We start from the raw sequence: 21955 nt of genomic DNA, 5'->3' as shown, positions 1-21955 counted from the left end.
GCACCGGGGCATGGTCGGGGGACAGGAGCCCGCGAGCCCGGGAGGACGCCCGCCCATGCGTGAACTGCTGTCGGAACTGCGCGACTGGCACACGGCCGGTACGCCCTTCGCCCTGGCCACGGTCGTCGCGGTGCGGGGCAGCGCGCCACGGGCCCCCGGCGCCCTCATGGCGGTGTCCGCGACGGGCGCGGTGGCGGGCAGCGTCTCGGGCGGGTGCGTGGAGAGCGATGTGTACGAGGTCGCCACCGAGACGCTCACCACCGGCCGTACGGAGCTGCGGACCTACGGCATCAGCGACGACGAGGCCTTCGGCGTCGGGCTGACCTGCGGCGGCACGATCGAGGTCCTGGTGCGGCCCTTCGTCACGGCGGCCGACCGCGAGGGCCTGCGGGAGCTCGTCGACACCGTCGCCGCCGGGAAACCCGTCGCGCTCGCCACCGTGGTGTCCGGCGCGGCGCGCCCCGGCGCCCGCCGGGTGGTCCTGACCGGCCGTGTCAGCGGTTCGCTGGGCGATGAAGGGCTCGACGCCGCCGTCACCGACGACGCGCGTGGGCTGCTCGCCCAGGGAGCCACGGGCAGCGTCCGGTACGGCGCGCACGGCGAGCGCCGGATGCAGGACGTCACCGTCTTCGTCCAGACGTACGCCCCCGCGCCCCGCATGCTCGTCTTCGGGGCCATCGACCACGCGGCGGCCACCGCGAGGATCGGATCCTTCCTCGGCTACCGGGTGACGGTGTGCGACGCCCGCCCCGCCTTCGCCACCCGGGAGCGCTTCCCCACGGCGGACGAGGTCGTCTGCGCCTGGCCGCACACCTACCTGGAGTCGACCCCCGTGGACGCGCGCACCGTCGTCTGCGTCCTGACCCACGACCCGAAGTTCGACGTGCCCCTGCTCGCGGCCGCGCTGCGCACACCCGCCGCGTACATCGGGGTGATGGGCAGCAGGCGCACCCACGCCGACCGGACCGCCCGGCTGCGGGAGGCGGGGGTGGACGAGGCCGCACTGACCCGCCTCGCCTCACCCGTCGGCCTCGACCTCGGAGCCCGTACTCCCGAGGAGACGGCCGTCTCCATCGCCGCCGAGATCATCCAGCACCGCTGGGGCGGCACCGGCCGCCCCCTGGGGGAGCTGGCCGGCGCGATCCACCACGACCGCGGCGGCGCCCGGTCACTGGCCTAGGAAACCACCGCTCCCGCGGCCGCCCAGTGGCAGGCCACCTGGGTCAGGCCGCCTCCCTCCAGCACCGGCAGGTCCTTCGTGCGGCACGCGTCCGCGACGCCCGCCCGCTCCGCCTCGCCCGAGGCCAGGATCTGGCACCGGGCGTGGAAGCGGCAGCCGGACGGGACCTTCGAGGGGTCCGGCGGTTCGCCCGTCAGCAGCACCGGCTCACCGTCCGCCTCCGGCAGCACCGACAGCAGCGCCTGGGTGTACGGGTGCCGGGGAGCCGTGAGGATCTGCTCGACGTCACCCGTCTCCACGATCCGGCCGAGATACATCACCGCCACCCGGTCCGCGATGTTCCACGCCAGCCCCAGATCATGCGTCACCACCAGCGCCGACAGGCCCAGCTCGTCCCGCAGCCGCAGCAGGAGCGCGAGGATCTCGCCGCGCACGGAGGCGTCCAGCGAGGCCACGGGCTCGTCCGCGACGATCAGCTCGGGCTCCAGGACCAGTGCGCCCGCGATCACGACGCGCTGGCGCTGACCGCCGGACAGCTCGTGCGGATAGCGCAGGAAGAACCGCTCCGGGGGCCGCAGCCCCGCCCGCGCCAGCGCACCGGACACGGCCTCCCGCTCGTCGCCCGCGTAGCCGTGGATGCGCAGGCCCTCCGCCACCGCGTCGTACACCGTGTGGCGGGGGTTGAGCGAACCGCTGGGGTCCTGGAGCACCAGCTGCACCCGCTTGCGGTACGCCTTGAGCGCCCGGCTCGCGTAGTCGAGGGGCTCGCCGCCGAACGTGACGCGGCCGGCCGTGGGCGTCACCAGGCCGAGCAGGGACCGGGCCAGCGTGGTCTTCCCGCAGCCGGATTCGCCGACCAGGGCGACGATCTCACCGGGACGGATGTCGAGGTCCACCCCGTCGACCGCCCGCGCGGTCGCCGCCCCCCGCCGCCCGGGGAACGCGATCTCCAGCGCCTGGGCGCTGAGCAGGGGAGCCGGGGGAGTCGTCGTCATGAGGTGCTCCTTGCTTCCTCGGTGCCGCCCTGCGGACCGGGCGTCGCGGTGGCTTCCGGCTCCACCAGCACACAGGCCGCCCGCCGGGACGGGCCGGCCGGCCGCAGCTCCTGGTCCTCGGTGGCACAGGAGTCCAGCGCGGCGGCGCAGCGCGGATGGAACGTACAGCCGGAGGGCAGCGCCGAGGGGTCCGGGGGATCTCCCGGCAGGCCACGCGGCGCGTGCCGCGACGCCGGGTCGCCGATGCGGGGGAAGGCGGCCGACAGGGCGCTGCTGTAGGGGTGACGGGCGTTCTCGTAGACCTTCTTGGCCGGTCCCTCCTCGACGACCCGGCCCGCGTACATCACCGCCAGCCGGTCGCAGGTGTCGGAGAGCACCGCCAGATCGTGACTGATCATGATCAGTCCGAGGTCCTGGTCGCTGACGAGCTGTTCGATCAGCCGCAGGATCTGCGCCTGGATCATCACGTCGAGGGCGGTGGTGGGTTCGTCGGCGATGATCAGCCGCGGGTCGCAGGCCAGCGCCATCGCGATCATCACGCGCTGGCGCTGACCGCCCGACAGCTCGTGCGGATAGGCGTCCGCGCGCGCGGCCGGCAGCCCCACCTGCTCCAGCAGCTCACCGGCGCGCCTGCGGGCGGCCGCCGGGGTCCCCCTGCCGTGCAGCAGGATCGGTTCGGCGATCTGGTCCCCGATGCGGTGCACGGCGTTCAGCGAGTGCATCGCGCCCTGGAAGACGATCGACGCCCCCGCCCAGCGCACGGCGCGCAGCCGCCCCCACTTCATGGTGAGGATGTCCTCGCCGTCCAGCAGGATCTCACCGCTCAGGGTCGCGGTGACGGGCAGCAGCCTCAGCAGGGCGAGCGCGAGCGTCGACTTCCCGCACCCGGACTCCCCGGCGATGCCCAGCTTCTGGCCCGCCTCGACCCGCAGGTCGACTCCCCGTACGGCGGGGACGGCCGACGCCCCGGAGCCGTAGGTGACATGCAGGTTCCGGACGTCGAGCAGCGGCTGCCCGGTCTCCGGCTCCGTGACGTTCTCGGTCTTCACGGCGGTCAACGGGATACCCCCAGCTTGGGGTTGAGCACGGTCTCGATGGTGCGGCCGCACAGCGTGAACGCGAGGGCGACGACCGCGATGGCGAGTCCGGGCGGAGCGAGGTACCACCAGTTGCCGGAGCTGACCGCTCCGGCCTCACGGGCGTCCTGGAGCAGCCCGCCCCAGGAGACGATCGTGGGATCGCCGAGCCCGAGGAAGGCGAGGGTCGCCTCCGTGAGGATGGCGGTGGAGATCACCAGCGTGGTCTGTGCGAGCACCAGCGGCATCACGTTGGGCAGCACATGGCGGGACATGATGTGGCCGTGTCCGCCCCCGAGCGCCTTGGAGCGCTCGATGTACGGACGGGACTCCACGGACAGCGTCTGCGCCCGCACGAGCCGCGCGGTCGTCGGCCAGGTCGTCACGCCGATGGCCAGGACCGTCGTCCACAGGGACCGCGAGAGCACGGTGGCCAGCGCGATGGCGAGCACCAGCGTCGGCATCACGAGGAACCAGTCCGTGATCCGCATGACGACGTTGCCGTACCAGCCCTTGAAGTGACCGGCCGTGATGCCCACCAGCGTCCCGATGGCCACCGAGAGGAAGGCGGCGAGCAGGCCGACGGTCAGCGAGACCCGCGTCCCCCACACCAGGAGGGCGAGCAGACTGCGTCCGAACTGGTCGGTGCCGAGCGGGAACTCGGCGCTCGGCGACTCCAGCGCGCCGCCCGGCGCGGCGGTGACGCTCTGCGAGTCCGCGCCGACCAGCAGCGGCGCCGCCAGCGCGGTCAGGGCGATCAGCGCGAGCACGGCCAGACCGGCCAGGCCCGCCCGGTGGCTCCGGTACTGCCGCCAGAAGCGGCCCGCCGCCTGGCGACGGCGGGCCCAGGTCAGCGCGCGCGGGCCGATGGCCGGCGCGGCGTCGGTCGAGGTCGTCATCGGCCCACCCGGGGATCGAGGAGCGGATAGATCACATCGGCGAGCGTGTTCATCAGGATCACCGCGGTGGCGAAGATGAAGAACAGCGCCTGCACCAGCGGCAGGTCGGGGACGCTCAGCGCCTGGTAGAAGAGACCGCCCAGGCCGGGCCAGGAGAACACCGTCTCCACCAGGATGGCACCGGCCACCGTGTTGCCCAGGTTGACGAAGAGCAGCGTCACCGTCGGCAGCATCGCGTTCGGGACGGCGTGCCGGCGGCGTACGAGGTCGTCGCGGAGCCCCTTCGCGCGGGCCGTCGTCAGATAGTCGCTGCCCATCTCGTCGAGCAGCGAGGAGCGCATCACCAGCAGGGTGCGCGCGTACTCGACGGCGACGAGGGTGAGGACCGGCAGCACGAGGTGGTGGGCCACGTCGAGGACGTAGGCGAAGCCGCTCTCGCTGCCGGACTCCATGCCACCGGTCGGGAAGAGACCGGGGATGGGCCCGATACCGACCGACAGGGTGATGATCAGGAGCAGTCCGAGCCAGAACGAGGGCACCGAGTACAGCGTCAGCGCGAAGGCCGTGTGGAAGCGGTCGCCCGCCGAGCCGTTGCGCCAGGCGGACCTGGCACCCAGCCAGATGCCGATCGCCGTGTAGATCACGAACGCGGTGCCGGTGAGCAGCAGCGTCGCGGGCAGGGCCTCGCTGATCTTGTCCATGACGGGAGCGCGGAACTGGTACGACGTACCGAAGTCCCCGGTCAGGGCCTTGCCGCAGTACTCGGTGAACTGCTGCCAGAGCGGCAGGTCCAGGCCGAATTCCTTGCGCATCGCGGCGATCTGCTCGTTCGACACCTGCCGGCCGCCGGTCATCTGCTTGACCGGGTCGCCGGGGATCAGACGGAACAGGAAGAAGCTGGTGACGAGCACGGCGAACAGCGAGACGGCCGCACCGGCCAGCTTGCCCGCCGCATAGCGGAGATACGCGGTCGTGCTGCGGGAGCGCGGACTGCGGGCCGACGGCCCGGCCGGAGCCGGGCCGTCGGTCTGCACAGCGTCCACGCCCGCCGCGCCCTTCACGAGCGCGGGAGTGCTTTCTGTGCTCATGGACTATTCACGGTCTTCCGCGGTGGAACGACGACGCATGGCGAACAGCAGCCCGCCACCGGCGAGGACGACTACAGCGATACCGACACCGACGAGGACTCCGGTGGAGCTGCCGCTGTCGCCGGACGAGCCGCCCGACGCACCGGCGGCCGGGACCGCCGACCACCAGCTCCAGTAACCGTCCTGACCGTAGATGTTGCCCGCGTCCGAGGGCATGGTCGTGATGGACTCGATCTGGTCGGTGCGGTAGGCCTCGACGGCATTCGGGTACGCCATGACATTCATGTATCCCGTGTCGTACAGCCGCGACTCCATCTGCTTCACCAGGTCGGCCCGTTTGGCGGGGTCGTATTCGGCCAGCTGCTTCGCGTAGAGCTCGTCGTACTGCTTGTCGCAGATGAAGTTGTCGGTCGCCGCGGTCTGCTTCGCCTTGGCCGGGAGCGCGGCGCAGGTGTGGATCGACATGACGAAGTCGGGGTCCGGGTTGACGGACCAGCCGTCGAAGGCGAGGTCGTACTCACCGGCGTACCAGGGGTCGGAGACGTTGTCCCGGCAGTCGACCTTCAGGCCGATGCCGAGCTCGCCCCACCACTCCTGGAGGTACTTGCCGATCGCCTTGTCGTTGGGGTCCGTGGCGTGGCACAGGATGCGGAAGTCGAGCGGCTTGCCGTCCTTGCCGGTCCGCTTGCCCGCGCTGTTCTTCTTGTATCCCGCCTCGTCGAGGAGGGCGCCCGCCTTCGCCGGGTCGTAGGCGAGCTTCTGTCCGGCCGTCGGCTTCCAGAAGTACGTGCCGTAGCGGGGCGGGATGTAGCCCTCGCCCTCTATGGCGTACCCCTGGAAGACCTTGTCGATGATGGCCGTACGGTCCACGGACATGAACAGCGCCTGACGGACCTTCTGGTCCTGGAGCGCCGGGTGCCCGTCGCCGAACTTCTTGCCGTCCCTGGTCTGCGCGCCGGGGTTGGTGGCCAGTGCGTAGAAGCGCCGGCCGGGGGCGTCGTTGACCTTGATGTTGTCGGCCGACTTCAGCGACGCGGCCTGCGCGGGGGTCAGGCTCGGGCTTCCGGCGACGAAGGAAACTTCACCCTTTCGGAGGGCGGCGACCGCTGCGTCCTGGTCCTTGTAGTACCGGAAGACGAGCTCGTCGAACTTGGGCGAGCCCCGCCAGAAGTCCTTGTTGGCCTTGAGCTTCACATAGCTGTCGACCTTGTAGTCCGTCAGGATGAACGGCCCGTTGCCGACGATGGGGAACTTCGTGTCGTTGTTGAACTTCGAGAAGTCACCGACCTTCTCCCAGACGTGCCGGGGAATGATGGGCACGTCCAGCGCCGTCATCGTGGCCTGAGGCTGCTTCAGCTCGATGACCAGCTTCTCCGGGCTGGGCGCGGTCACCTTCTTGAAGTTGGAGACGAAGCTGCCGTTCGACGTCGCGGCGCCCTCGTCCGTCATCATCTTGTTGAAGGTCCACGCCGCGTCCTCTGCGGTGGCCTTCTCGCCGTCCGACCACTTCGAGTCGTCCCGGATGGTGTACGTCCACGTCAGCTTGTCCGCGGACGGCTCCCACTTCGTGGCGAGCCCGGGGATCGTGTGGTTGTCCTTGGCGTCGTAGTTGGTCAGGAAGTCATACATCAGCCGGCTGATGCTCGTGGAGACGAGCCGCTGCGCGAGGAACGGGCTCAGGGAGTCGACGCTCTGCGCGACCGCGACCGTCAGCGTCGACGTGCCGTCGGCGGCCTGCGCCTCCTGAGGGGCGGGGGCGAGCGGGTTTCCGGGGACGACCGATCCGGCGGCCAGCGCCAGGGCGGCGGCTCCGGAGGCGAGGAGGATACGCAGTCGGCCGCGTGGGCGGGACGGGCGTGGTGGGAATCTTGTGACCATGGACGTGGACCTCGCGTCATGACTCGCATGGTGAAGGCGGGCAGATCTCTGGTTCGCCAGCTGGTGAAGCGAAGGTTTATCAGCGGCGGTCGAGTCGCGTCAACGGTCCGCCAAACCGCGTGTGGTCTGCGGGAATGCAAGGAGGGCCCGCACCGTGTGAACGGTGCGGGCCCTCATTGGTTTAGACCTCTACTGCCTTACTGCTGAGGCGCCGGCGGCGGCTGCGGAGGGTGCTGCTGCCGGCCCGCAGGCGGAACCGGGCCTTGCAGTTCGGGCTGCCCTGGCTGATGTGCCTGGCCATCGTGCTGCCCGGGCGGCGGAGGCGGCCCGGCCTGTCCCGCGCCGGGCTGCGCCTGCGGTGGCAGCGGCTGCTGCCAGCCGTTGTTCTGCACACCCGGGCCGGCGTGCGGCGGGTAGGCCTGCTGCGGCGCGGCGGGCTGCTGGGGCGGAGGCTGCTGGCCTCCGTACTGCTGCCCGCCGTACGGCTGCTGGGGCGGATACGGCTGCTGCGGCTGCCCGGGGTACGGCTGTCCGGGGTACGGCTGCTGCCCCGGGTACGGCTGACCGGGCTGGGGTGCGTACGGCTGCTGGCCGGGCACCTGCTGACCGGGCGTCTGCTGACCCGGCATCGGCGGGGCGTACTGCGGCGGCGGGCTGGTGCCGTCGGCCGTCCACAGCCCCTGCTGCTGCTGGGCGCGCTGGAAGTCCTCGGCGACGAGCGCGGAGAGGTTGAAGTAGGCCTCCCGGGTCTTCGGCCGCATCATGTCGAGGTCCACCTCGGCGCCCGCCGACAGGTGCTCGTCGAACGGTACGACCACGACACCGCGGCAGCGCGTCTCGAAGTGCTGCACGATGTCGTCGACCTTGATCATCTTGCCGGTCTCGCGGACACCGGAGATCACGGTCAGGGAGCGCTGCACCAGCTCCGCGTAGCCGTGCGCCGACAGCCAGTCCAGCGTGGTCGACGCGCTCGAGGCGCCGTCGACGGACGGCGTCGAGATGATGATCAGCTGGTCGGCGAGGTCCAGCACCCCGCGCATCGCGCTGTAGAGCAGGCCGGTGCCCGAGTCGGTGAGGATGATCGGGTACTGCTTGCCCAGGATGTCGATCGCCCGGCGGTAGTCCTCGTCGTTGAAGGTGGTGGAGACCGCCGGGTCCACGTCGTTGGCGAGGATCTCCAGGCCCGAGGGAGCCTGTGAGGTGAAGCGGCGGATGTCCATGTACGAGTTGAGGTACGGGATCGCCTGGACCAGGTCGCGGATGGTCGCCCCGGTCTCGCGGCGCACCCTGCGTCCGAGCGTGCCGGCGTCCGGGTTGGCGTCGATGGCGAGGATCTTGTCCTGCCGCTCGGTGGCCAGGGTCGAGCCGAGGGCGGTGGTCGTCGTGGTCTTGCCGACGCCACCCTTGAGGCTGATGACCGCGATCCGGTAGCACGACAGCACCGGCGTACGGATCAGCTCCAGCTTGCGCTGCCGCTCGATCTCCTCCTTCTTCCCGCCCAGCTTGAAGCGGGAGGCGGCGGACGGCGTACGGCTGCTCTTGGCCTTCTGCTTGCCCCGGACCAGCCGGTCCGACGACAGCTCCACCGCGGCCGTGTAGCCGAGCGGGGCGCCCGGCACCGAGCGCTCGCGCTGGTCATGAGTGACGGGCGTCGGCCAGGCGGCGCCGGTGCGCGGGTCGACCGGCGGGGCCTGGGGCGCGGGCGGCCGGGGCTGGTAGGCCTCGGGCTGCTGCTGCTGCTGGGCAGGCAGGTTCGGTGTGCCCGGGGGAGCCGGCTGCTGCGGGGGGAGCGGGGCACCCTGCGCGGGGAGGTGCGGGGGCTGCTGGCCGGCCTGCGGAGCAGGGAAGCCGTAGCCGCCCTGCGGCTGCGCACCCGGGGGCAGTTGGGGCGCACCCTGGGCGGGATACTGCTGCTGCGGAGCCTGAGGGAACCCGTAGCCGCCCTGCTGCGGCGCCTGCGGGAAGCCGTAACCACCCTGCGGTGCGGGCGCGTTCGGCTGGACCGGCTGCTGGGGAGCCGGCGGGGACGGCTGCGCGGGCGGCGGCGCGGGAGCCTGCGGGAAGCCGTAGCCGCCCGCCGCGCCGGCGGCCGGAGCGGGTGGCTGCTGCGCGGGCCACTGCTGCGCGGGCTGAGGGGCGCTCGGCTGCGGTGCGGCCGGCTGGAAGGCGGGCGGCAGCGGCGGAAGGGCGCCTTGCGCGGGAGGCGCGGGCGTCCACGGGGCGGGTGCGTTCGCCGGGACGGCGCCATGAGGCGGTGCGTCGGCGGACGGTGTGACACCCGACGGTGCACCTGCCGGTGGTGTGTTCCGGGATGCCGCGTCGGTCACGGAGTCCGACGGCTCGTCGTCCGTCTCGTCCCCTGCGGGAGCCTGTGCCGCGTCCCCCTGGGCGCCTGCCTCGCCGGTGTCCTCTTCGGAGTCCTCGGCCGCTCCAGGCGCTCCGGACGTCTCGGGATCTTCGTCGGATGCTGCGGAGCCCTGTTCCCTCACGGGCCCGTCCGAGCCCGCACCGGCGGCCTCGGACGGCGCGGAACCCGGTGTGGATCCGGCGGAACCGGAACCCGTGGACACGGCCTCCGCACCGGCCTTCGCCGCCTCGCGCTCGGCGATCTCCTGCTTCAGCGCGGCAGGTGAGAACCGCATGGTCGCGCCGCTCTCCACATCGCCGCCGCCGAAGGGATCCGGCGCGGCGGCAGGCTCCTCGGAGCCCGCCGCGGGAGAAACCGACGCCGGCTTCGGGGGAGCGGGCTCGTTGGACGAAGCCGGCGCCGGTGCCGGGGGAGCGGGCTCGGAGGAAGGCGGTGACGGCTGGGGTGAGGCGGACGATGCCGCTTCGGGCAGCCCGACCGAGAAATCCGGCGGCCAGACGGGCTCGGAAGCCGACGGTGCCGGTACGGACAACGGCGCCCCCTGAGGCGGCGGAGGCGGCGTCAGGTGTGACCCCGTCCCTCCCGAGGAGTCACCCGGCGCGTTCTGCGTGTACCAGGCGGGCGGGGTGTAGTCGATGGTGAACTCACCCGTCATCTCGGCGGGATCCGCGTCGGACGACTCGTCGACGGGCATGTTCCATCCCCCGCTGATCTCGTCCCGATCGCCGTTCACTTTGCCTCCTGGTGTGGTCGAGCACCCTTGTGCCGTGGTGGGTGGGGGCGACCGTTCCCGTAATGTCCGGTCCGCCCGGCTCTCCCCCTTGCGACGCGCAGTGCCTGCCCGCAGGTTCCTCTGCCGCGCCCCCACCCACCCTAATCGCCATGGGGTGCACTACGGCAGGCCGTATCGCTCGCGACCGCTGTCCCGTAGGTCACGCTCGGCTCACGCACGGAGCGGGCGTGGCGGAACACGGTCCTGCGGCATCGAGGACGGGGCGGGGCAAGGCGAAGCGGCGGGCTCGACGGGCGGCGGGGCGCGGCGAGGGGGCGGCGGTCCACGACCGCCGCCCCCTCGCCGCGCGGTCGCCTACTTGAGGTCGAATTCCCCGTCCCGGGCGCCCAGCACGAACGCCCGCCACTCCGCCTCCGTATAGCGCAGCACGGTCCCCGGGTCCAACGACGACCGCATCGCGACCGCGCCCCCAGGGAGGTGGGCGATCTCGACCCGTTCCTCGACGTCCTCGGTACCGGGCGCGCTCAGCCACTCCACATCCGAGATGTCGAGAGCGTAGAGCTCGTCCTTTTCCTGCTGGGTGCCCATGCGCACGTCCCTTCGGTCGAACTGTGTCGTTCCCCGCAATGATCCTGAAAAGCGGCCGGTCCGGGGCCCGAACGGGACGTATTCAGTCCATCCTGCGGGCGGTGCCCAGCAATCCGGTCTCCACGTCCGTCGCGCTGGTCATCACCCAGTGGCGCTCACGGCCCGCCACCCAGAGGGTGACACCGTCCGCCAGGGTGGGCAGCGCCTCGCTCTCGGCGCGCGCGAGCCCCAGGATCCGGCCGATCTGCTGCGCCTCCTCCGGCGACACCCGCTGAACACCCACGAGGGTCGCCGCCCGCATCAACCGGGGGGCCACGGGGCTCAGATAGGGCAGCAGCGTCAGCACCGACTGCCACGGCGAGGACACCACCCGGCCGCGGGGCGGACGCATACCGCAGTCGCGCACCACCACCACGGGGCTGCCCACGGTCGCACCGGTCGGCGGTACCCGCCCCACGTCATGGAGCGAGACGCACTCGAGACCGGCGCCGGCGGCCTGCGCCAGCGTGGTCCACGCCTGGGTGCGGCCCGTCTCGACCGCCACCCGCGCACCCGTACCGGCCGCGCGCAGCGCCAGGACCTGCGCGGTCCACAGACCGCCGATCAACAGGACGTCGTACGGCGCCGGCCGGTGGAACCCGATCATCTGCGGGCGCCCCTCGGCGTCGTCCCCGATGATCACGCCGTCGTCCCCCACCGGCAACGACAGCGCGCCCAGATGGTCCGCGGCCAGGGTGTGACCGGCATGGCGCGGCCCCAGCAGCCCCCGCCTCGGAGCGATGTGCTTCGTCACTGCGCGCCTCCCAGCGGGAGCGTGGCCAGGACACCCGGCAGCTGCTCGCGGTCCAGCCGTACGAGACCGACCTCCGCGTGCCGGGCGGCCTGCTCCAAAGTCCTCCGCACCCCGACCAGTTCGGTGTCGGAGCCACCGGTGATCCGTACATGGCCGCGCACGGACATGTGCCCCTGGTGCGCCCCGCGGCGCACCGTCAGGCTGAACGTCGTCGCGTACGCGGGCACCGAGGTCAGCAGCGCCACGAGCCGCGGCAGCGGGGTCGCTCCCCGGCCGAGCTCGGGCCAGCGGTCCACGGCGTAGGTGGTGTGCCACCGGTCGTCGCAGCGCCAGACCCGCGTGGTCTCCGTCGTCCGCCGCTGCGGCGCGGCATCCGGACGCCCGGCGCGCGCCGACAGGATGGGATTCGCACACGCGGACGTGGCCACGGCGGAATTCAGCTCGTCCTGGTCCAGCACCGAGGCCCGGAATCCGGCGCCGGTGATCCGGCTCGCCACATGGTCCGCGACCCGCACCAGACAGCGCTGAGCCCCTCCGAGCCCGCCACCGCGCGCCTCCACGGCCTCCCGGCAGAGCTCCGGATCCAGCTTCACCGCCACCCAGGTCATCCGCAGCGCGGGCGCCCCGGTCCGGTCCTGGAGGGGCGCGTACGACAGCCTGGCCACCGACCGCTCCGGCAGGTGCGGCGCCGGAGCGGGCCGCACCTGCTGCACCAGCTGCGCGGACTCCAGCACGATGTCGTCCACCGCGAGCGCGTCACCCAGGAGGGACAGCGGAAGCGCCCGGGCTCCCATGGCCTGACGGAGCGACTCACCGCTCGCCTCGACCCGCACGACGGCGGTCAGGAACGTCCCGTCCCCGACCATGCCCACCGTGCGGCGGGCACCGTCCACATAGATGTAGGGAGCGAACCCCGGAACGCTCTCCGCCACCGGCGCCAGCTGCGGCTCCGTCTCGGGGGAGGACGCCGTGGCGGACCGCCTGCGACGGCGGAGGGACGACACGGTCGACAGCCAGTCCTGCACGGCCCTGCCCCGGCGGCGTACCACCGCGAGGAGGATCAGCAGCGCGGCGATCACACCGGCGGGGATCATCCAGGCGCCGCCGAGCGCGGCACCGACCACGGCGACCGCCAAGGCGGCCTCGACGAGCACCAGCTGGCGCAGCGCGGGCCCGACGCGGCCGGTCCTGGAGATCGAATGCAGAGTGGTCGCGGCGGGGGTGTTCCCCGGCTGACGGGGAGCGGATCCGTCCGGTCCGTTGCTGCGTTGCCGCCGGGAAGGGGCGGGGGTTCGCCGGCTTGACCGCCTCGTGCGCTCGCCCGTCGCTGCAGCCATCGCCGCGTTGCCCCCTCGTGTCCGTATTCACCGTTTTTTTCACGGGCGTTGATCGGGCGATCACCCTACCTGAGCGGTGAATGCCAAGTGCCAACAGGCATAGTAGGGGTCCCGGTCGACGGCAGCGGCCCACGGCGGGTGTGGGAACCTGGTCGCCCACTGGGGAGAAGGGGCAGCGCGCACATGGCATCACGGCGGGACGAACTCAATGCCTACACCTTCGCGAAGCGGAGGTTGGTCGCACAGTTCCTGCAGCCCCACCCGTCCGGCTCGGAGGAGGGCGCGCCGCGCCCTCTTCGCGCGGTGGTGCCCGGAGCGATCGTCGGCGTGGTCGTCCTGGCGGTGTTCGGAGCCTGGGGGATGTTCAAACCCGTGGCGCCCCAGAAGTGGGACACCCCGTACGAGAACGTCATCATCGCCAGCAAATCCACCACCCGCTACGTGGTGTTGAAGACCGACGGCAAGACCCAGCTCCACCCCGTCCTGAACATGTCCAGCGCCAAGCTCCTCCTCGCACCGGACAAGGGCAAGGTCATCAACGTCGACGAGTCGGTCCTCGACAACGGCAAGATCCCGCACGGGGCGACCCTCGGGATTCCCTACGCCCCGGACCGCCTGCCCGACCCGAAGGAAGCCGGCTCCGCCAAGCGCTGGGCGGTCTGCGAGCGGCCCGGCGAGGGCGGCAGGGCCATACAGAAGGCGGCGTTCGTCTTCGCGGAGCGCGAGCAGAGCAAGACCGAGGGCAAGGGCAAGCTGCGGGGCGGCGAGCTCATGTACGTCGAGGGCCCTGGGCCGGACAAGCCCCGCTACATCGTGGACGCCACGGGCACCGCGTACGCGGTGAAGAACGACGAACTCCTGCTGCGCACCCTGGTCGGCCCGGACCGTGACCCTCAGCGGGTGTCCGCCGACTGGCTGGACACCCTGCACAAGGGAGACGCTGTCGCCATTCCGACCATCGAGGGAACGCCCGGTACCGACGCGGGCGTTCCGGGAATCCTCCAGGCCGAGGACAACAAGGTCGGCATGATCCTCGCGGCGACCTCCGGCACCGGAACCCAGCAGTACGTGGTCCTGCCGGGCAGGGTCGCCCCGGTGTCCGACTTCGTCGCCAAACTCCTGCTCAGCAGCCGCGACCTGGTCGGCCTCGACCAGGACGGCCAGGCGAAGCAGGTCAGCGCCGGAGCGTTCGAGCCCGGTGAGGCGTTCGGGCAGGAGAAGAACTGGCCCACGAGCGAGCCGACGCCCGTCAACTCCGCGAGCACGGAGAGCGGAAGCCGCAACACCGTGTGCAACGTCCTGCGCGGTGTCTCGGACAAGAGCGGAGCCACCACCCTCAGCACCTGGGCGGGCACGAGCTTCCCCGCCACGCTCCCCACCGGCTCCAGCAGTGCTTACGCCACCCCCGGATCCGGGCAGCTCTTCCGGCAGTTCAAGGGATCGAGCCCCGACTCCGGCCCTCTCTTCCTCGTGACCGACACCGGGCTGCGCTATGCCATGCAGTCCAACGGGGACAGCGTGCAGGGTGACTCCGGCATCGGTGAGTCAGGCACACAGGAGGAGAAGAAGCAGAGCCAGCAGGAGGCACAGCAGGCGCAGAACCACCTCGGGTACAAGGACGTCGAACCCGCGCCCGTCCCCGCCGCCTGGTCCACCTTCCTGCCGACCGGCCCCCGCCTGTCGACGGGCGCGGCCCGCCAGCCGCAGGGCTCGTGAGGAGCGGCCACGTGACCATGGACGCTTCCTGCTCCTCATACTCTTCACGCCGGCGGCGGTTGCTGACGACCGCGGCCGCCACGGCGGTCCTCCTCGTCTCGCTGCCGGTGCTGCCCGCAGCCGCCGACGACTCCACCCAGTGCACCTTCGGCCCGGACTCGAAGATGTACACGGGCCGGCCCTGGGCACTCCAGCGCGTGCTGATGGACGAACTGTGGGAGCAGTCCACCGGCAAGGGCGTACGCGTCGCGGTCATCGACACCGGTGTCGACATCAAGAACCCGCAGCTCACGAGGGCCGTGGACGCCGGGAGCGGCCGCAACTACCTGCCGAAGAACCTCAAGGACGAGAGCGGCAACAAGATCGAGCGCGGCAAGGAGAACGGCACCACCGACGTGGTCGGCCACGGCACCAAGGTCGCCGGCATCATCGCCGCGCGGGAGGCGAAGGGCACCGGCTTCACCGGCCTCGCTCCCGACGCGACGATCATCCCGATCCAGCAGAACGACGCCGAGGGCCACGGGACGGCGGAGACGCTGGCGGACGCCATCAACTACGCCGCCGGACAGGGCAGGGCGGACGTCATCAACATCTCCCAGGACACGGCTGACGCGGTGAAGCCCACGCCCCTCCTGGAGCAGGCGGTGGACGCCGCCCTGGCCAAGGAGATCGTGGTCGTCGCCTCGGCCGGCAACGACGGGCTGGGCGGCAACATCAAGAAGACCTACCCGGCCTCGTACGAGGGCGTCCTGTCCGTGGGTGCCTCGGACCGCAACAACGAACGTGCCGCCTTCTCCCAGTCCGGCGACGTCGGCGTCTCGGCACCGGGCGTGGACATCGTCTCGACGGTCCCCGGCGGGGGCCACTGCTCCGACAACGGCACCAGCTTCTCGGCCCCGTACGTCGCCGGGGTCGCGGCCCTTATCAAGGCCAAGCACAAGGACTGGACGCAGGAGCAAATCGTCGCCCAGATCGAGCAGACGGCGGAACGCTCGATCGCGGGCAAGGACCACCTGGTCGGCTGGGGCGTCGTCGACCCGGTGCGCGCGCTCACCGAGGATGACAAGCCCATCGAGAAACCGGTGGCACACGAAGGTGTGAGCAAGGGCGAGGCCCCGTCTCCGGCCGTCGTCCACCTGGGCGAAACCGCCGAGGAACGCAACTCCCGGCTCGCGACGTACGTCGTGGTGGGCGGAGGGGTCCTGGTCGCCGCCATCGCGGGCGCGGCAGTGGCCGTACGCGACAGGCAGCGACGGCAGGGGCGACCGGGCGGCGCGTGAGGCCCCGGGAAGTTACGTGATGGACAAGACAGTTGGTCCTGTCAGTGCCATTGGCTAGAGTGATGCTATGGGGTCAGTCCTGTTCGCGCGGGTGCGATAGCAACGTGAAACGGACTGAGCAAACGGGGAAACGGGGAAGGGCAGCAACGTGAGCAAAGGAAAGGGAGACCTCCGGCGCGGGGTAGGCGCCCTGGAGAAGTTCCAGAAGAGCGTCAACGCGTTGCTGGCGGACCTCGAGAGCTCACCGGCCGGCAAGTCGAAGGTCGCGGCACAGACGGTGTCGCGTAACGCCTTGAGCGGCGGGAACACAAGCTTCGCAGAGGCGGACGGCCTCTACACCCAGTACAACCGCGTCCACGACGCACTCGTCACGCTCTCGAAGTCGCTGGGCGACCAGATCGAGTACCTGAGCCTCGGCGTGCACGCGGCGGCGGTGGGCTTCGACAACGTGGACGACGACACGCGGCGGCGGTTCTACGAGATCCAGGCGCACCTGGACGCGGAGAGCGAGAAGGCGCGGGCGGAGAAGGCCGACAAGCCTGAGCAGCCGCGCTCCGACAGTAACCCCGGCTCTGCATACGACGACTTGGGTGATAGCTGATGAGTGACGAGAAGCAGCAGCCGGAACTGACGCCCGCTGAGCAGCAGCAGCAGGACACGGAGCGCGTCCAGGGTCAGCTGATCGTCACGGACGTGACGCGCCAGATGCAGGGCGTCATGGAGGCATTCGGCTTCGGGAGCCCCGGCGGCTCGGGCCGGACGTCCTTCGAGGGCGTGGACCTCAACGTGATGATCGACCTGATCGAGAACTCCAACCCGGAGCACCTCGAGGAGGCCGGTGAGGCGTTGCTGAAGGCACGGACCGCGATCAGTGGCGCGGCAAAGGAACTGGGCGACTTCATCGCAGAGGTCGACTGGGAGGGCGAGTCCGGAGTCGCCTTCCGGGACTGGGGCAAGGGCTTGGTGGCCCATGCCGAGAAGCTTGGTGAATTCGCCCAGGCGGCCGGCACACAGATCACGGTCGCGGGCACGGGCCTCGCTTCGGTGCGCAACTCCCTTCCTCCTCGCGACAGCCGTTTCATCCGCAAGTCCCCCGAGGACATCGAGTCCCCGGCGCGGATCGAGTCGAATCCGGAGTATGCGGCGGCGCTGAAGGTCGAGAAGGACCGCCAGGAGGCCATCAACCAGGCCAACCGGCTGGCTTCGTATTACGCGGTGGCGGGGGAGTCGCTGGCAGGACAGGAGCCGCCGCGGTTCGACAAGAGGCTTGACGTCGATATGCCGCGGCCGCAGGGCCACTGGCGCGACGGTGAAGAGTCGGGCTCCTCGTCGTCGGGTGGCCCCGGCTCGCCGAGCCGCGAAAGCTCTGGACGTGTCACGGAGCACGCGGCGACTGGCAGCCCAGGCTTTGCACCGAACGGCAACGGTTATGAGCCGCCCGTGGTCGTAGCTCCGGTCCTGGACGAAGGTGTCTCGACCGAGATCAACAGCGTTGCCACTCCACCGGCGCCGGTGACGACTCCCACCACGCACTCTCCCGTGCCAACCACGAGCCCTGCACCGTCTGGGGGAGGCCCGAATCCACCCATGACGACCGGCTTCGTGAACCCGGTGACCGGTAACTCGCGAGGGTCCCAGACACCAACAGGCACGCCCAAAGCTGTTGGCCAGCCGGGGGGCAGTAATCGCACAGGCGGTGGCCCAGCGGCAAACAGTCGCACCGCTGGGCCGCCGGTGGGGCGCCCCGCATCCATGAGCGGGGGCTCGACCTCAGGAACTGCTGGACGAGGAGGTGGCGGGACCCAGTCCCCCACTGCCGGGCGGTCTGGTGTCACTGGTGGCAGGCCCACAGCGGCAGGCCACGCGGGGACGTCCGGGACTGCTGGCCCGCGCGCGGGCCGGAGCGGCATCGTTGGCGGCACCCCGCAGCGGGCCGTTCCGGGCGCAGGCACCTCTGGGGGATCCCGTGGTGTTCCACGCGGCACCGTCATTGGAGCTGGAGGAGCGGCCCGAACGGGGGGGCCAGCCGGTGGCGTTGGCCAGCGAGGAGTAGTCGGAGCAGGTGCGAATAGTGCGTCTCGCCCTGGTGGGAGAGGCACTCCCAGTACCAGCGGAGTTGTGGGCTCACCCAGTGGAGGTGCTGGGCGCCCTGGCGCAGGCTCGAAGGGCTTCACCGTCGGGGGTGCGGGCCTTGTGCGTGGCCCCGCGGGTCGGAGGGACTCCGGAGACGACGAGCAGGACGACGGCACACCGCGCCCGGACTACCTGACGGAAGACAGGGAGACCTGGGAGGCCGGTCGGCGTGGAACTGCACCACCGGTGATCGAGTAGTACAGGGAAGGTTCGGAAGTCGGGATGACAGCAGAAATGAGCCAGACCCAGGTGCGCCGTATGCCTCTCGGATGGAGAGGACGCCTACTCGGCACGATGGCCGTGGCCGCTGCGTGGAGCGTGGTCTTCGCAGGAACTGCTCCCTCGGCGGTCGCCGAAGACGTGCAGTCGAAGCAGTGGTACCTGGAACTCATGCATGCCGAAGAGATGTGGAAGACGACTACCGGCGAAGGCGTCAAGGTTGCTGTCATTGATACCGGTGTTAACTCGTCTACGGCGTCTCTGAAGGGGCAGGTCCTCAAGGGACTTGATGCCACGGGTGCGGCGGGTGACGAGACCGACGACTACGAGGGGCATGGCACCACCATGGCCGAGTTGATCGCTGGCACGGGCCGGGATGGTGGGTTGAAGGGGCTGGCTCCAGGGGCGAAGATCATTCCGATGAGAATTGCGGGGGGTGATTGGGGGGAAAAGAAATCCATGAATTCCCTTGACACCACGGACGCGATTAGGGCCGCTGCTGATAGTGATGCGAAAATTATCAGCATGTCGTTCGGTAACGACTTCAAGCTTGATGAGGAAATCGAAGCCGTAAAATATGCTCAAAGCAAGGGGAAACTCTTCTTTGCTGCTGTTGGCAATGAAGGCAATAAGGCCAATAATCCAATTTATCCGGCAGCGTATCCAGAAGTTGTTGGTGTCGGAGCTACAGACCGGCAAGGCAAGGCATCTGCGACCTCTCAGCACGGCGATTTCGTGGATATCGCCGCGCCCGGTGATGACCTTCCGCTCTGGTGTGATGAGAACTTCGAGCGGTATTGCCAGGGAAACGGCGGAACCAGCGCTGCAACAGCCATCACGTCAGCCGCCGCTGCCCTGATCTGGTCCGCTCACCCCGAGTGGACGGCCAACCAAGTCCTCAACGTGCTCTTCGACACCGCTGGGCGAGGTGACATGGAAAAGGGCACGCTCAGCAACTACATCGGTCACGGCATCATCCGTCCGGCTGTCAACATCCTCAAGGGCACGGGAGACCCCGGCGCCCCGGACGTCAGCCCGCTGACCAACGAGAAGACGTCCGGCTCCACCGGCTCGCCCGCCGCATCCGCATCAGCTTCGTCACAGCCTGAGAAGAAGGACAAGGCTGAGGACGCCGCCATGGCAGGCTCCAGCACGGAGAAGAGCGACGACAGCCAACTGGGCCTGATTCTCGGCGGAGTGGCAGTGGTGCTCGTGCTCGGTGGTGGCGCGTTCGCGCTGGTTCGCAAGCGCCGTAGCGCCTGACCGACCGTAGTTCCTCCTGTATGTACCCCCGGCGGGAACGCCGGACCGAACAAGAGCACCAGAAAGGAAGCCAGAACTATGGCAGATCAGAAGCTTTCAGATGAAGCCCTCCTCAAGCTCGAGAATGAGCTCGGCAGGCGATTCGACTCCGTGAGGGGCCAGCTGAAGACGCTGAACGCGACGATCGACAGCCTGGAAGGCGCCTGGAAGGGTATCGGCGCCAACGCGTTCAACGCCAAGCAGGTTGACATCAACAACAGGATGAGCGGCATCGCCACCCGGCTGGTCAACTTCCAGGAAGCCATCAAGGCGGCTCGCACCATCTCGGGCAACACCGAAGACGAGATCAAGCAGGCCCTCCAGGGCGTTGACGTCGTCTCCGGTCACTCGGGCGGCTCGGAGGCCAGGACCTCCGCCATCAACTCTCTCTGAAGCTTGCTGCACCCGTACCGAGTGCGGGCCACCACACCGAACTAGATTGAACTGGAGGACCGTATGTCAGCCAACGACGGCACGATGGTTGTCACTTACTCGAGCCTGGAGCAGGCAGCCGGGGACATCGACCGGCAGAGCAAGCAGCTCCAGGAAGACCTTGCGGCGATCAAGCGGATGATCGCCAGCGTCTCCGAGCTCTGGGTCGGCGAGGCCAAGTCCGCGTACGACTCGTCGCAGGCCGGCTGGGACCGCGACGCCACGGGGATCCACACCGCCTTGTCCGAGATCTCTCGCAAGGTGCGCGACGCCGGTGTTGCCTACCACGCAGGCGACAAGCGGGCGCGGGCCAACTTCGAGTAGAACTCGACAAGAACACACAGATCAGGGTGGGCACGCACGGGAGGTGCCCACCCTGACGTGTGTCGTGGGGCAGTCCCCTACGTGAAGCACAGAACCGACCGATACCAGGTGGGTGATTCCCCCGTGAACGCTCACAGGTCCAGCGCCGATACAGAATCCGTTGTACTGGTTGACCTCCAGAACTGGGTGGGTAGCTGCCCGTGACCGCAGGGGGCGCCAGCGTTGTACCGGACAGCACGGTTGGGTCCAGTACTGAGCAGGCACGGAAGGGCGGGCGGTGGCTATGCGGGCGGACAATGGGGCCGGGGACGCGACCAACAACGAGCCGGAGCTGTCGGACAGCCTCAAGACGTTCGGGGCGGTGCTGAAGGCGCTGCGGGACGAAGCCCATCTCACGCAGGAGCAGTTCGCGCCGCTGGTGCAGTACTCGGCGGCGTACATCGCCAAGATCGAGCAGGGGAAGCGGTTCCCGCCGAGGGATTTGCTGGACCGCTCGGAGGGGGTGCTGGGGGCGCCGGCTGCACGGGTGCTCGCCGCGGCGGCGCGGAGCTTGACGCGGAAGGTGGGGCTGGCGTCGTGGTTCCGGCAGTGGGCGGGGATCGAGGAGGATGCGATCACGCTGTACGCGTACGAGTGCCGGGCGATCCCAGGGCTGTTGCAGCCGGAGAGGTACATCCGGGCGATCTTCGAACGTCGGCTGCCGCCGGTCACCGAGGAGCAACTGGAGCGGGAGATCGCTGCCAGGCTCGACCGGCAGCAAGTCATTCAGCAGAAGCCGAACACCGCGTTCAGTTTCATCATTGAACAGGCCGTCCTGGAACGGGGCCTGGGCGGTGACGAGGTCACGCGGGCCAGCATCGACCATCTGCTGTCCGTAGGCAGGCTGCGCAACGTCGAGATTCAGATCATGCCGCTGCGGCAAGAGGATCACTGCGGAATCGACGGGCACATGTACCTTGCCGAGACCCCCGAGCACCAGTGGGCCGGATACACGGAGGGACAGCGGTCGAGCAGCCTCCTCACCGCACCGAAGGACGTAAGCGTTCTACTCCAGCGCTATGGCAAGCTGCGTTCGCAGGCCCATGATTGCAGGGCCACGATCAGCCTGCTGGAACAGATGCGAGGAGCGCTATGAACACCGCCGAGCAGGAATGGTTCAAGAGCAGCTACAGCGGGAGCGAGGGCGACAACTGCGTGGAAGTGACGGCACACCAGGCGACGGTCCTCATCCGGGACTCCAAAAATACGCAGAGGCGTCCGCTGAGCGTCTCCCCGGGTGCCTGGTCCGCATTCACCGCACTCGCAGCTGACTCAGCGGTCTGAACGAGGGCGGTGGGGCAGCCCACTGCCCGACTCCTCGCCCGCGCCCTGCGTGCTTGATGAGGAGTTCAGCCAGCACGGCGGAGTCGTCGTGCTGGTCCAGCAAGTGGCCGCCCTCGCCGTCTCCGTCTTCCTGTCCGAAGGCGAAAGGGTGGCGGCCGGGCAGCACGACGGCGCGGGTGAAGAAGTCGCACAGGACATCTGTGAACTCTGCGTCCGGGCGCTCCGGCACCGGTTGCCCAGTGCCGTCAGACCGGACTCGACGATGGTGTCGAGGTAGCGACGGCGCGCATT

Annotated in this window: 19 protein-coding genes; 10 read left to right on the top strand and 9 right to left on the bottom strand. The window is 69.9% G+C overall.

Annotated features, from left to right (window positions below; genetic code table 11):
• The first annotated feature begins 55 nt into the window (after positions 1-55).
• Positions 56-1180, top strand: coding sequence for an XdhC family protein (locus tag ACZ32T_RS17220; RefSeq protein WP_467367635.1), 1125 nt, complete (start codon positions 56-58; stop codon positions 1178-1180).
• Here ACZ32T_RS17220 and ACZ32T_RS17215 read toward each other — a convergent pair.
• The 9 genes from ACZ32T_RS17215 to eccE all read right to left on the bottom strand — a co-directional run bounded on the left by ACZ32T_RS17215 (position 1177) and on the right by eccE (position 12935).
• Positions 1177-2175, bottom strand: coding sequence for an oligopeptide/dipeptide ABC transporter ATP-binding protein (locus tag ACZ32T_RS17215; protein ID WP_467270684.1), 999 nt, complete (start codon positions 2173-2175; stop codon positions 1177-1179). The two genes, ACZ32T_RS17220 and ACZ32T_RS17215, sit on opposite strands and share 4 nt — an antisense overlap.
• A complete protein-coding gene (locus tag ACZ32T_RS17210; RefSeq protein ID WP_467270685.1) occupies positions 2172-3233 on the bottom strand; it encodes an ABC transporter ATP-binding protein in 1062 nt (353 codons plus the stop codon). Before ACZ32T_RS17210 ends, ACZ32T_RS17215 begins: the two co-directional genes overlap by 4 nt.
• Positions 3230-4150 carry an ABC transporter permease gene (locus tag ACZ32T_RS17205; protein WP_467367633.1) on the bottom strand — a complete coding sequence of 307 codons (921 nt, stop codon included), beginning with the start codon at positions 4148-4150 and terminating at the stop codon, positions 3230-3232. The genes ACZ32T_RS17210 and ACZ32T_RS17205 overlap by 4 nt, the downstream gene beginning before the upstream one ends.
• Positions 4147-5238, bottom strand: a complete 1092-nt coding sequence (locus tag ACZ32T_RS17200) for an ABC transporter permease (protein WP_467367631.1) — start codon at positions 5236-5238, stop codon at positions 4147-4149. Before ACZ32T_RS17200 ends, ACZ32T_RS17205 begins: the two co-directional genes overlap by 4 nt.
• Positions 5239-5241: 3 nt before the next feature.
• The gene (locus ACZ32T_RS17195; RefSeq protein ID WP_467367629.1) at positions 5242-7116 is read right to left on the bottom strand and encodes an ABC transporter substrate-binding protein; all 1875 of its coding nucleotides are present in this window, start codon (positions 7114-7116) and stop codon (positions 5242-5244) included.
• A gap of 197 nt (positions 7117-7313) precedes the next feature.
• Positions 7314-10217: an SCO5717 family growth-regulating ATPase gene (locus ACZ32T_RS17190; protein ID WP_467367627.1), complete on the bottom strand. Its 2904-nt coding sequence runs from the start codon at positions 10215-10217 to the stop codon at positions 7314-7316.
• 354 nt (positions 10218-10571) lie between these two features.
• On the bottom strand, positions 10572-10805 hold the full coding sequence (locus ACZ32T_RS17185; RefSeq protein WP_203182782.1) for a DUF397 domain-containing protein: 234 nt from the start codon (positions 10803-10805) through the stop codon (positions 10572-10574).
• An 82-nt stretch (positions 10806-10887) separates the two neighbouring features.
• Positions 10888-11598 (bottom strand): hypothetical protein, encoded by a 711-nt coding sequence (locus ACZ32T_RS17180; protein ID WP_401514930.1) that lies wholly within the window; start codon positions 11596-11598, stop codon positions 10888-10890.
• The gene (eccE, locus tag ACZ32T_RS17175; protein ID WP_467367623.1) at positions 11595-12935 is read right to left on the bottom strand and encodes a type VII secretion protein EccE; all 1341 of its coding nucleotides are present in this window, start codon (positions 12933-12935) and stop codon (positions 11595-11597) included. The genes ACZ32T_RS17180 and eccE overlap by 4 nt, the downstream gene beginning before the upstream one ends.
• A gap of 183 nt (positions 12936-13118) precedes the next feature.
• On the opposite strand from eccE, the gene eccB reads away from it, so the two are divergent.
• From eccB to ACZ32T_RS17130, 9 genes are all read left to right on the top strand, one after another.
• Positions 13119-14651 carry a type VII secretion protein EccB gene (gene eccB / locus ACZ32T_RS17170; RefSeq protein WP_467367621.1) on the top strand — a complete coding sequence of 511 codons (1533 nt, stop codon included), beginning with the start codon at positions 13119-13121 and terminating at the stop codon, positions 14649-14651.
• A gap of 17 nt (positions 14652-14668) precedes the next feature.
• The gene (mycP, locus tag ACZ32T_RS17165; protein WP_467368035.1) at positions 14669-15931 is read left to right on the top strand and encodes a type VII secretion-associated serine protease mycosin; all 1263 of its coding nucleotides are present in this window, start codon (positions 14669-14671) and stop codon (positions 15929-15931) included.
• 148 nt (positions 15932-16079) lie between these two features.
• Positions 16080-16532, top strand: coding sequence for a hypothetical protein (locus ACZ32T_RS17160; RefSeq protein WP_467367619.1), 453 nt, complete (start codon positions 16080-16082; stop codon positions 16530-16532).
• 1754 nt (positions 16533-18286) lie between these two features.
• Complete coding sequence (locus ACZ32T_RS17155) at positions 18287-19546, top strand: S8 family serine peptidase (RefSeq protein ID WP_467367617.1); 1260 nt, start codon at positions 18287-18289, stop codon at positions 19544-19546.
• A gap of 78 nt (positions 19547-19624) precedes the next feature.
• A complete protein-coding gene (locus ACZ32T_RS17150; RefSeq protein ID WP_467273940.1) occupies positions 19625-19978 on the top strand; it encodes a WXG100 family type VII secretion target in 354 nt (117 codons plus the stop codon).
• Between the two features lie 63 nt (positions 19979-20041).
• Positions 20042-20341 (top strand): WXG100 family type VII secretion target, encoded by a 300-nt coding sequence (locus tag ACZ32T_RS17145; RefSeq protein ID WP_467273942.1) that lies wholly within the window; start codon positions 20042-20044, stop codon positions 20339-20341.
• 283 nt (positions 20342-20624) lie between these two features.
• Positions 20625-21476, top strand: coding sequence for a helix-turn-helix domain-containing protein (locus ACZ32T_RS17140; RefSeq protein ID WP_467273944.1), 852 nt, complete (start codon positions 20625-20627; stop codon positions 21474-21476).
• A complete protein-coding gene (locus ACZ32T_RS17135) occupies positions 21473-21664 on the top strand; it encodes a DUF397 domain-containing protein (RefSeq protein ID WP_467367615.1) in 192 nt (63 codons plus the stop codon). The genes ACZ32T_RS17140 and ACZ32T_RS17135 overlap by 4 nt, the downstream gene beginning before the upstream one ends.
• 49 nt (positions 21665-21713) lie before the next feature.
• Positions 21714-21941, top strand: a complete 228-nt coding sequence (locus tag ACZ32T_RS17130; protein ID WP_467273948.1) for a hypothetical protein — start codon at positions 21714-21716, stop codon at positions 21939-21941.
• Positions 21942-21955: the final 14 nt, after the last annotated feature.

The organism is Streptomyces sp. NPDC023573 (genome assembly GCF_055559735.1).
The sequence above is the reverse complement of the archived record's forward strand: the minus strand, read 5'-3'. Positions and strand labels throughout refer to the sequence as shown.

Coding starts and splice junctions, on each gene's coding strand:
- ACZ32T_RS17145 (WP_467273942.1), top strand. CDS start 20,042: ATGTCAGCCAACGACGGCACGATGGTTGTCACTTACTCGAGCCTGGAG.
- eccE (WP_467367623.1), bottom strand. CDS start 12,935: ATGGCTGCAGCGACGGGCGAGCGCACGAGGCGGTCAAGCCGGCGAACC.
- ACZ32T_RS17155 (WP_467367617.1), top strand. CDS start 18,287: ATGACAGCAGAAATGAGCCAGACCCAGGTGCGCCGTATGCCTCTCGGA.
- eccB (WP_467367621.1), top strand. CDS start 13,119: ATGGCATCACGGCGGGACGAACTCAATGCCTACACCTTCGCGAAGCGG.
- ACZ32T_RS17205 (WP_467367633.1), bottom strand. CDS start 4,150: ATGACGACCTCGACCGACGCCGCGCCGGCCATCGGCCCGCGCGCGCTG.
- ACZ32T_RS17220 (WP_467367635.1), top strand. CDS start 56: ATGCGTGAACTGCTGTCGGAACTGCGCGACTGGCACACGGCCGGTACG.
- ACZ32T_RS17135 (WP_467367615.1), top strand. CDS start 21,473: ATGAACACCGCCGAGCAGGAATGGTTCAAGAGCAGCTACAGCGGGAGC.
- ACZ32T_RS17140 (WP_467273944.1), top strand. CDS start 20,625: ATGCGGGCGGACAATGGGGCCGGGGACGCGACCAACAACGAGCCGGAG.
- ACZ32T_RS17185 (WP_203182782.1), bottom strand. CDS start 10,805: ATGGGCACCCAGCAGGAAAAGGACGAGCTCTACGCTCTCGACATCTCG.
- ACZ32T_RS17215 (WP_467270684.1), bottom strand. CDS start 2,175: ATGACGACGACTCCCCCGGCTCCCCTGCTCAGCGCCCAGGCGCTGGAG.
- ACZ32T_RS17150 (WP_467273940.1), top strand. CDS start 19,625: ATGGCAGATCAGAAGCTTTCAGATGAAGCCCTCCTCAAGCTCGAGAAT.
- ACZ32T_RS17195 (WP_467367629.1), bottom strand. CDS start 7,116: ATGGTCACAAGATTCCCACCACGCCCGTCCCGCCCACGCGGCCGACTG.
- mycP (WP_467368035.1), top strand. CDS start 14,669: ATGGACGCTTCCTGCTCCTCATACTCTTCACGCCGGCGGCGGTTGCTG.
- ACZ32T_RS17200 (WP_467367631.1), bottom strand. CDS start 5,238: ATGAGCACAGAAAGCACTCCCGCGCTCGTGAAGGGCGCGGCGGGCGTG.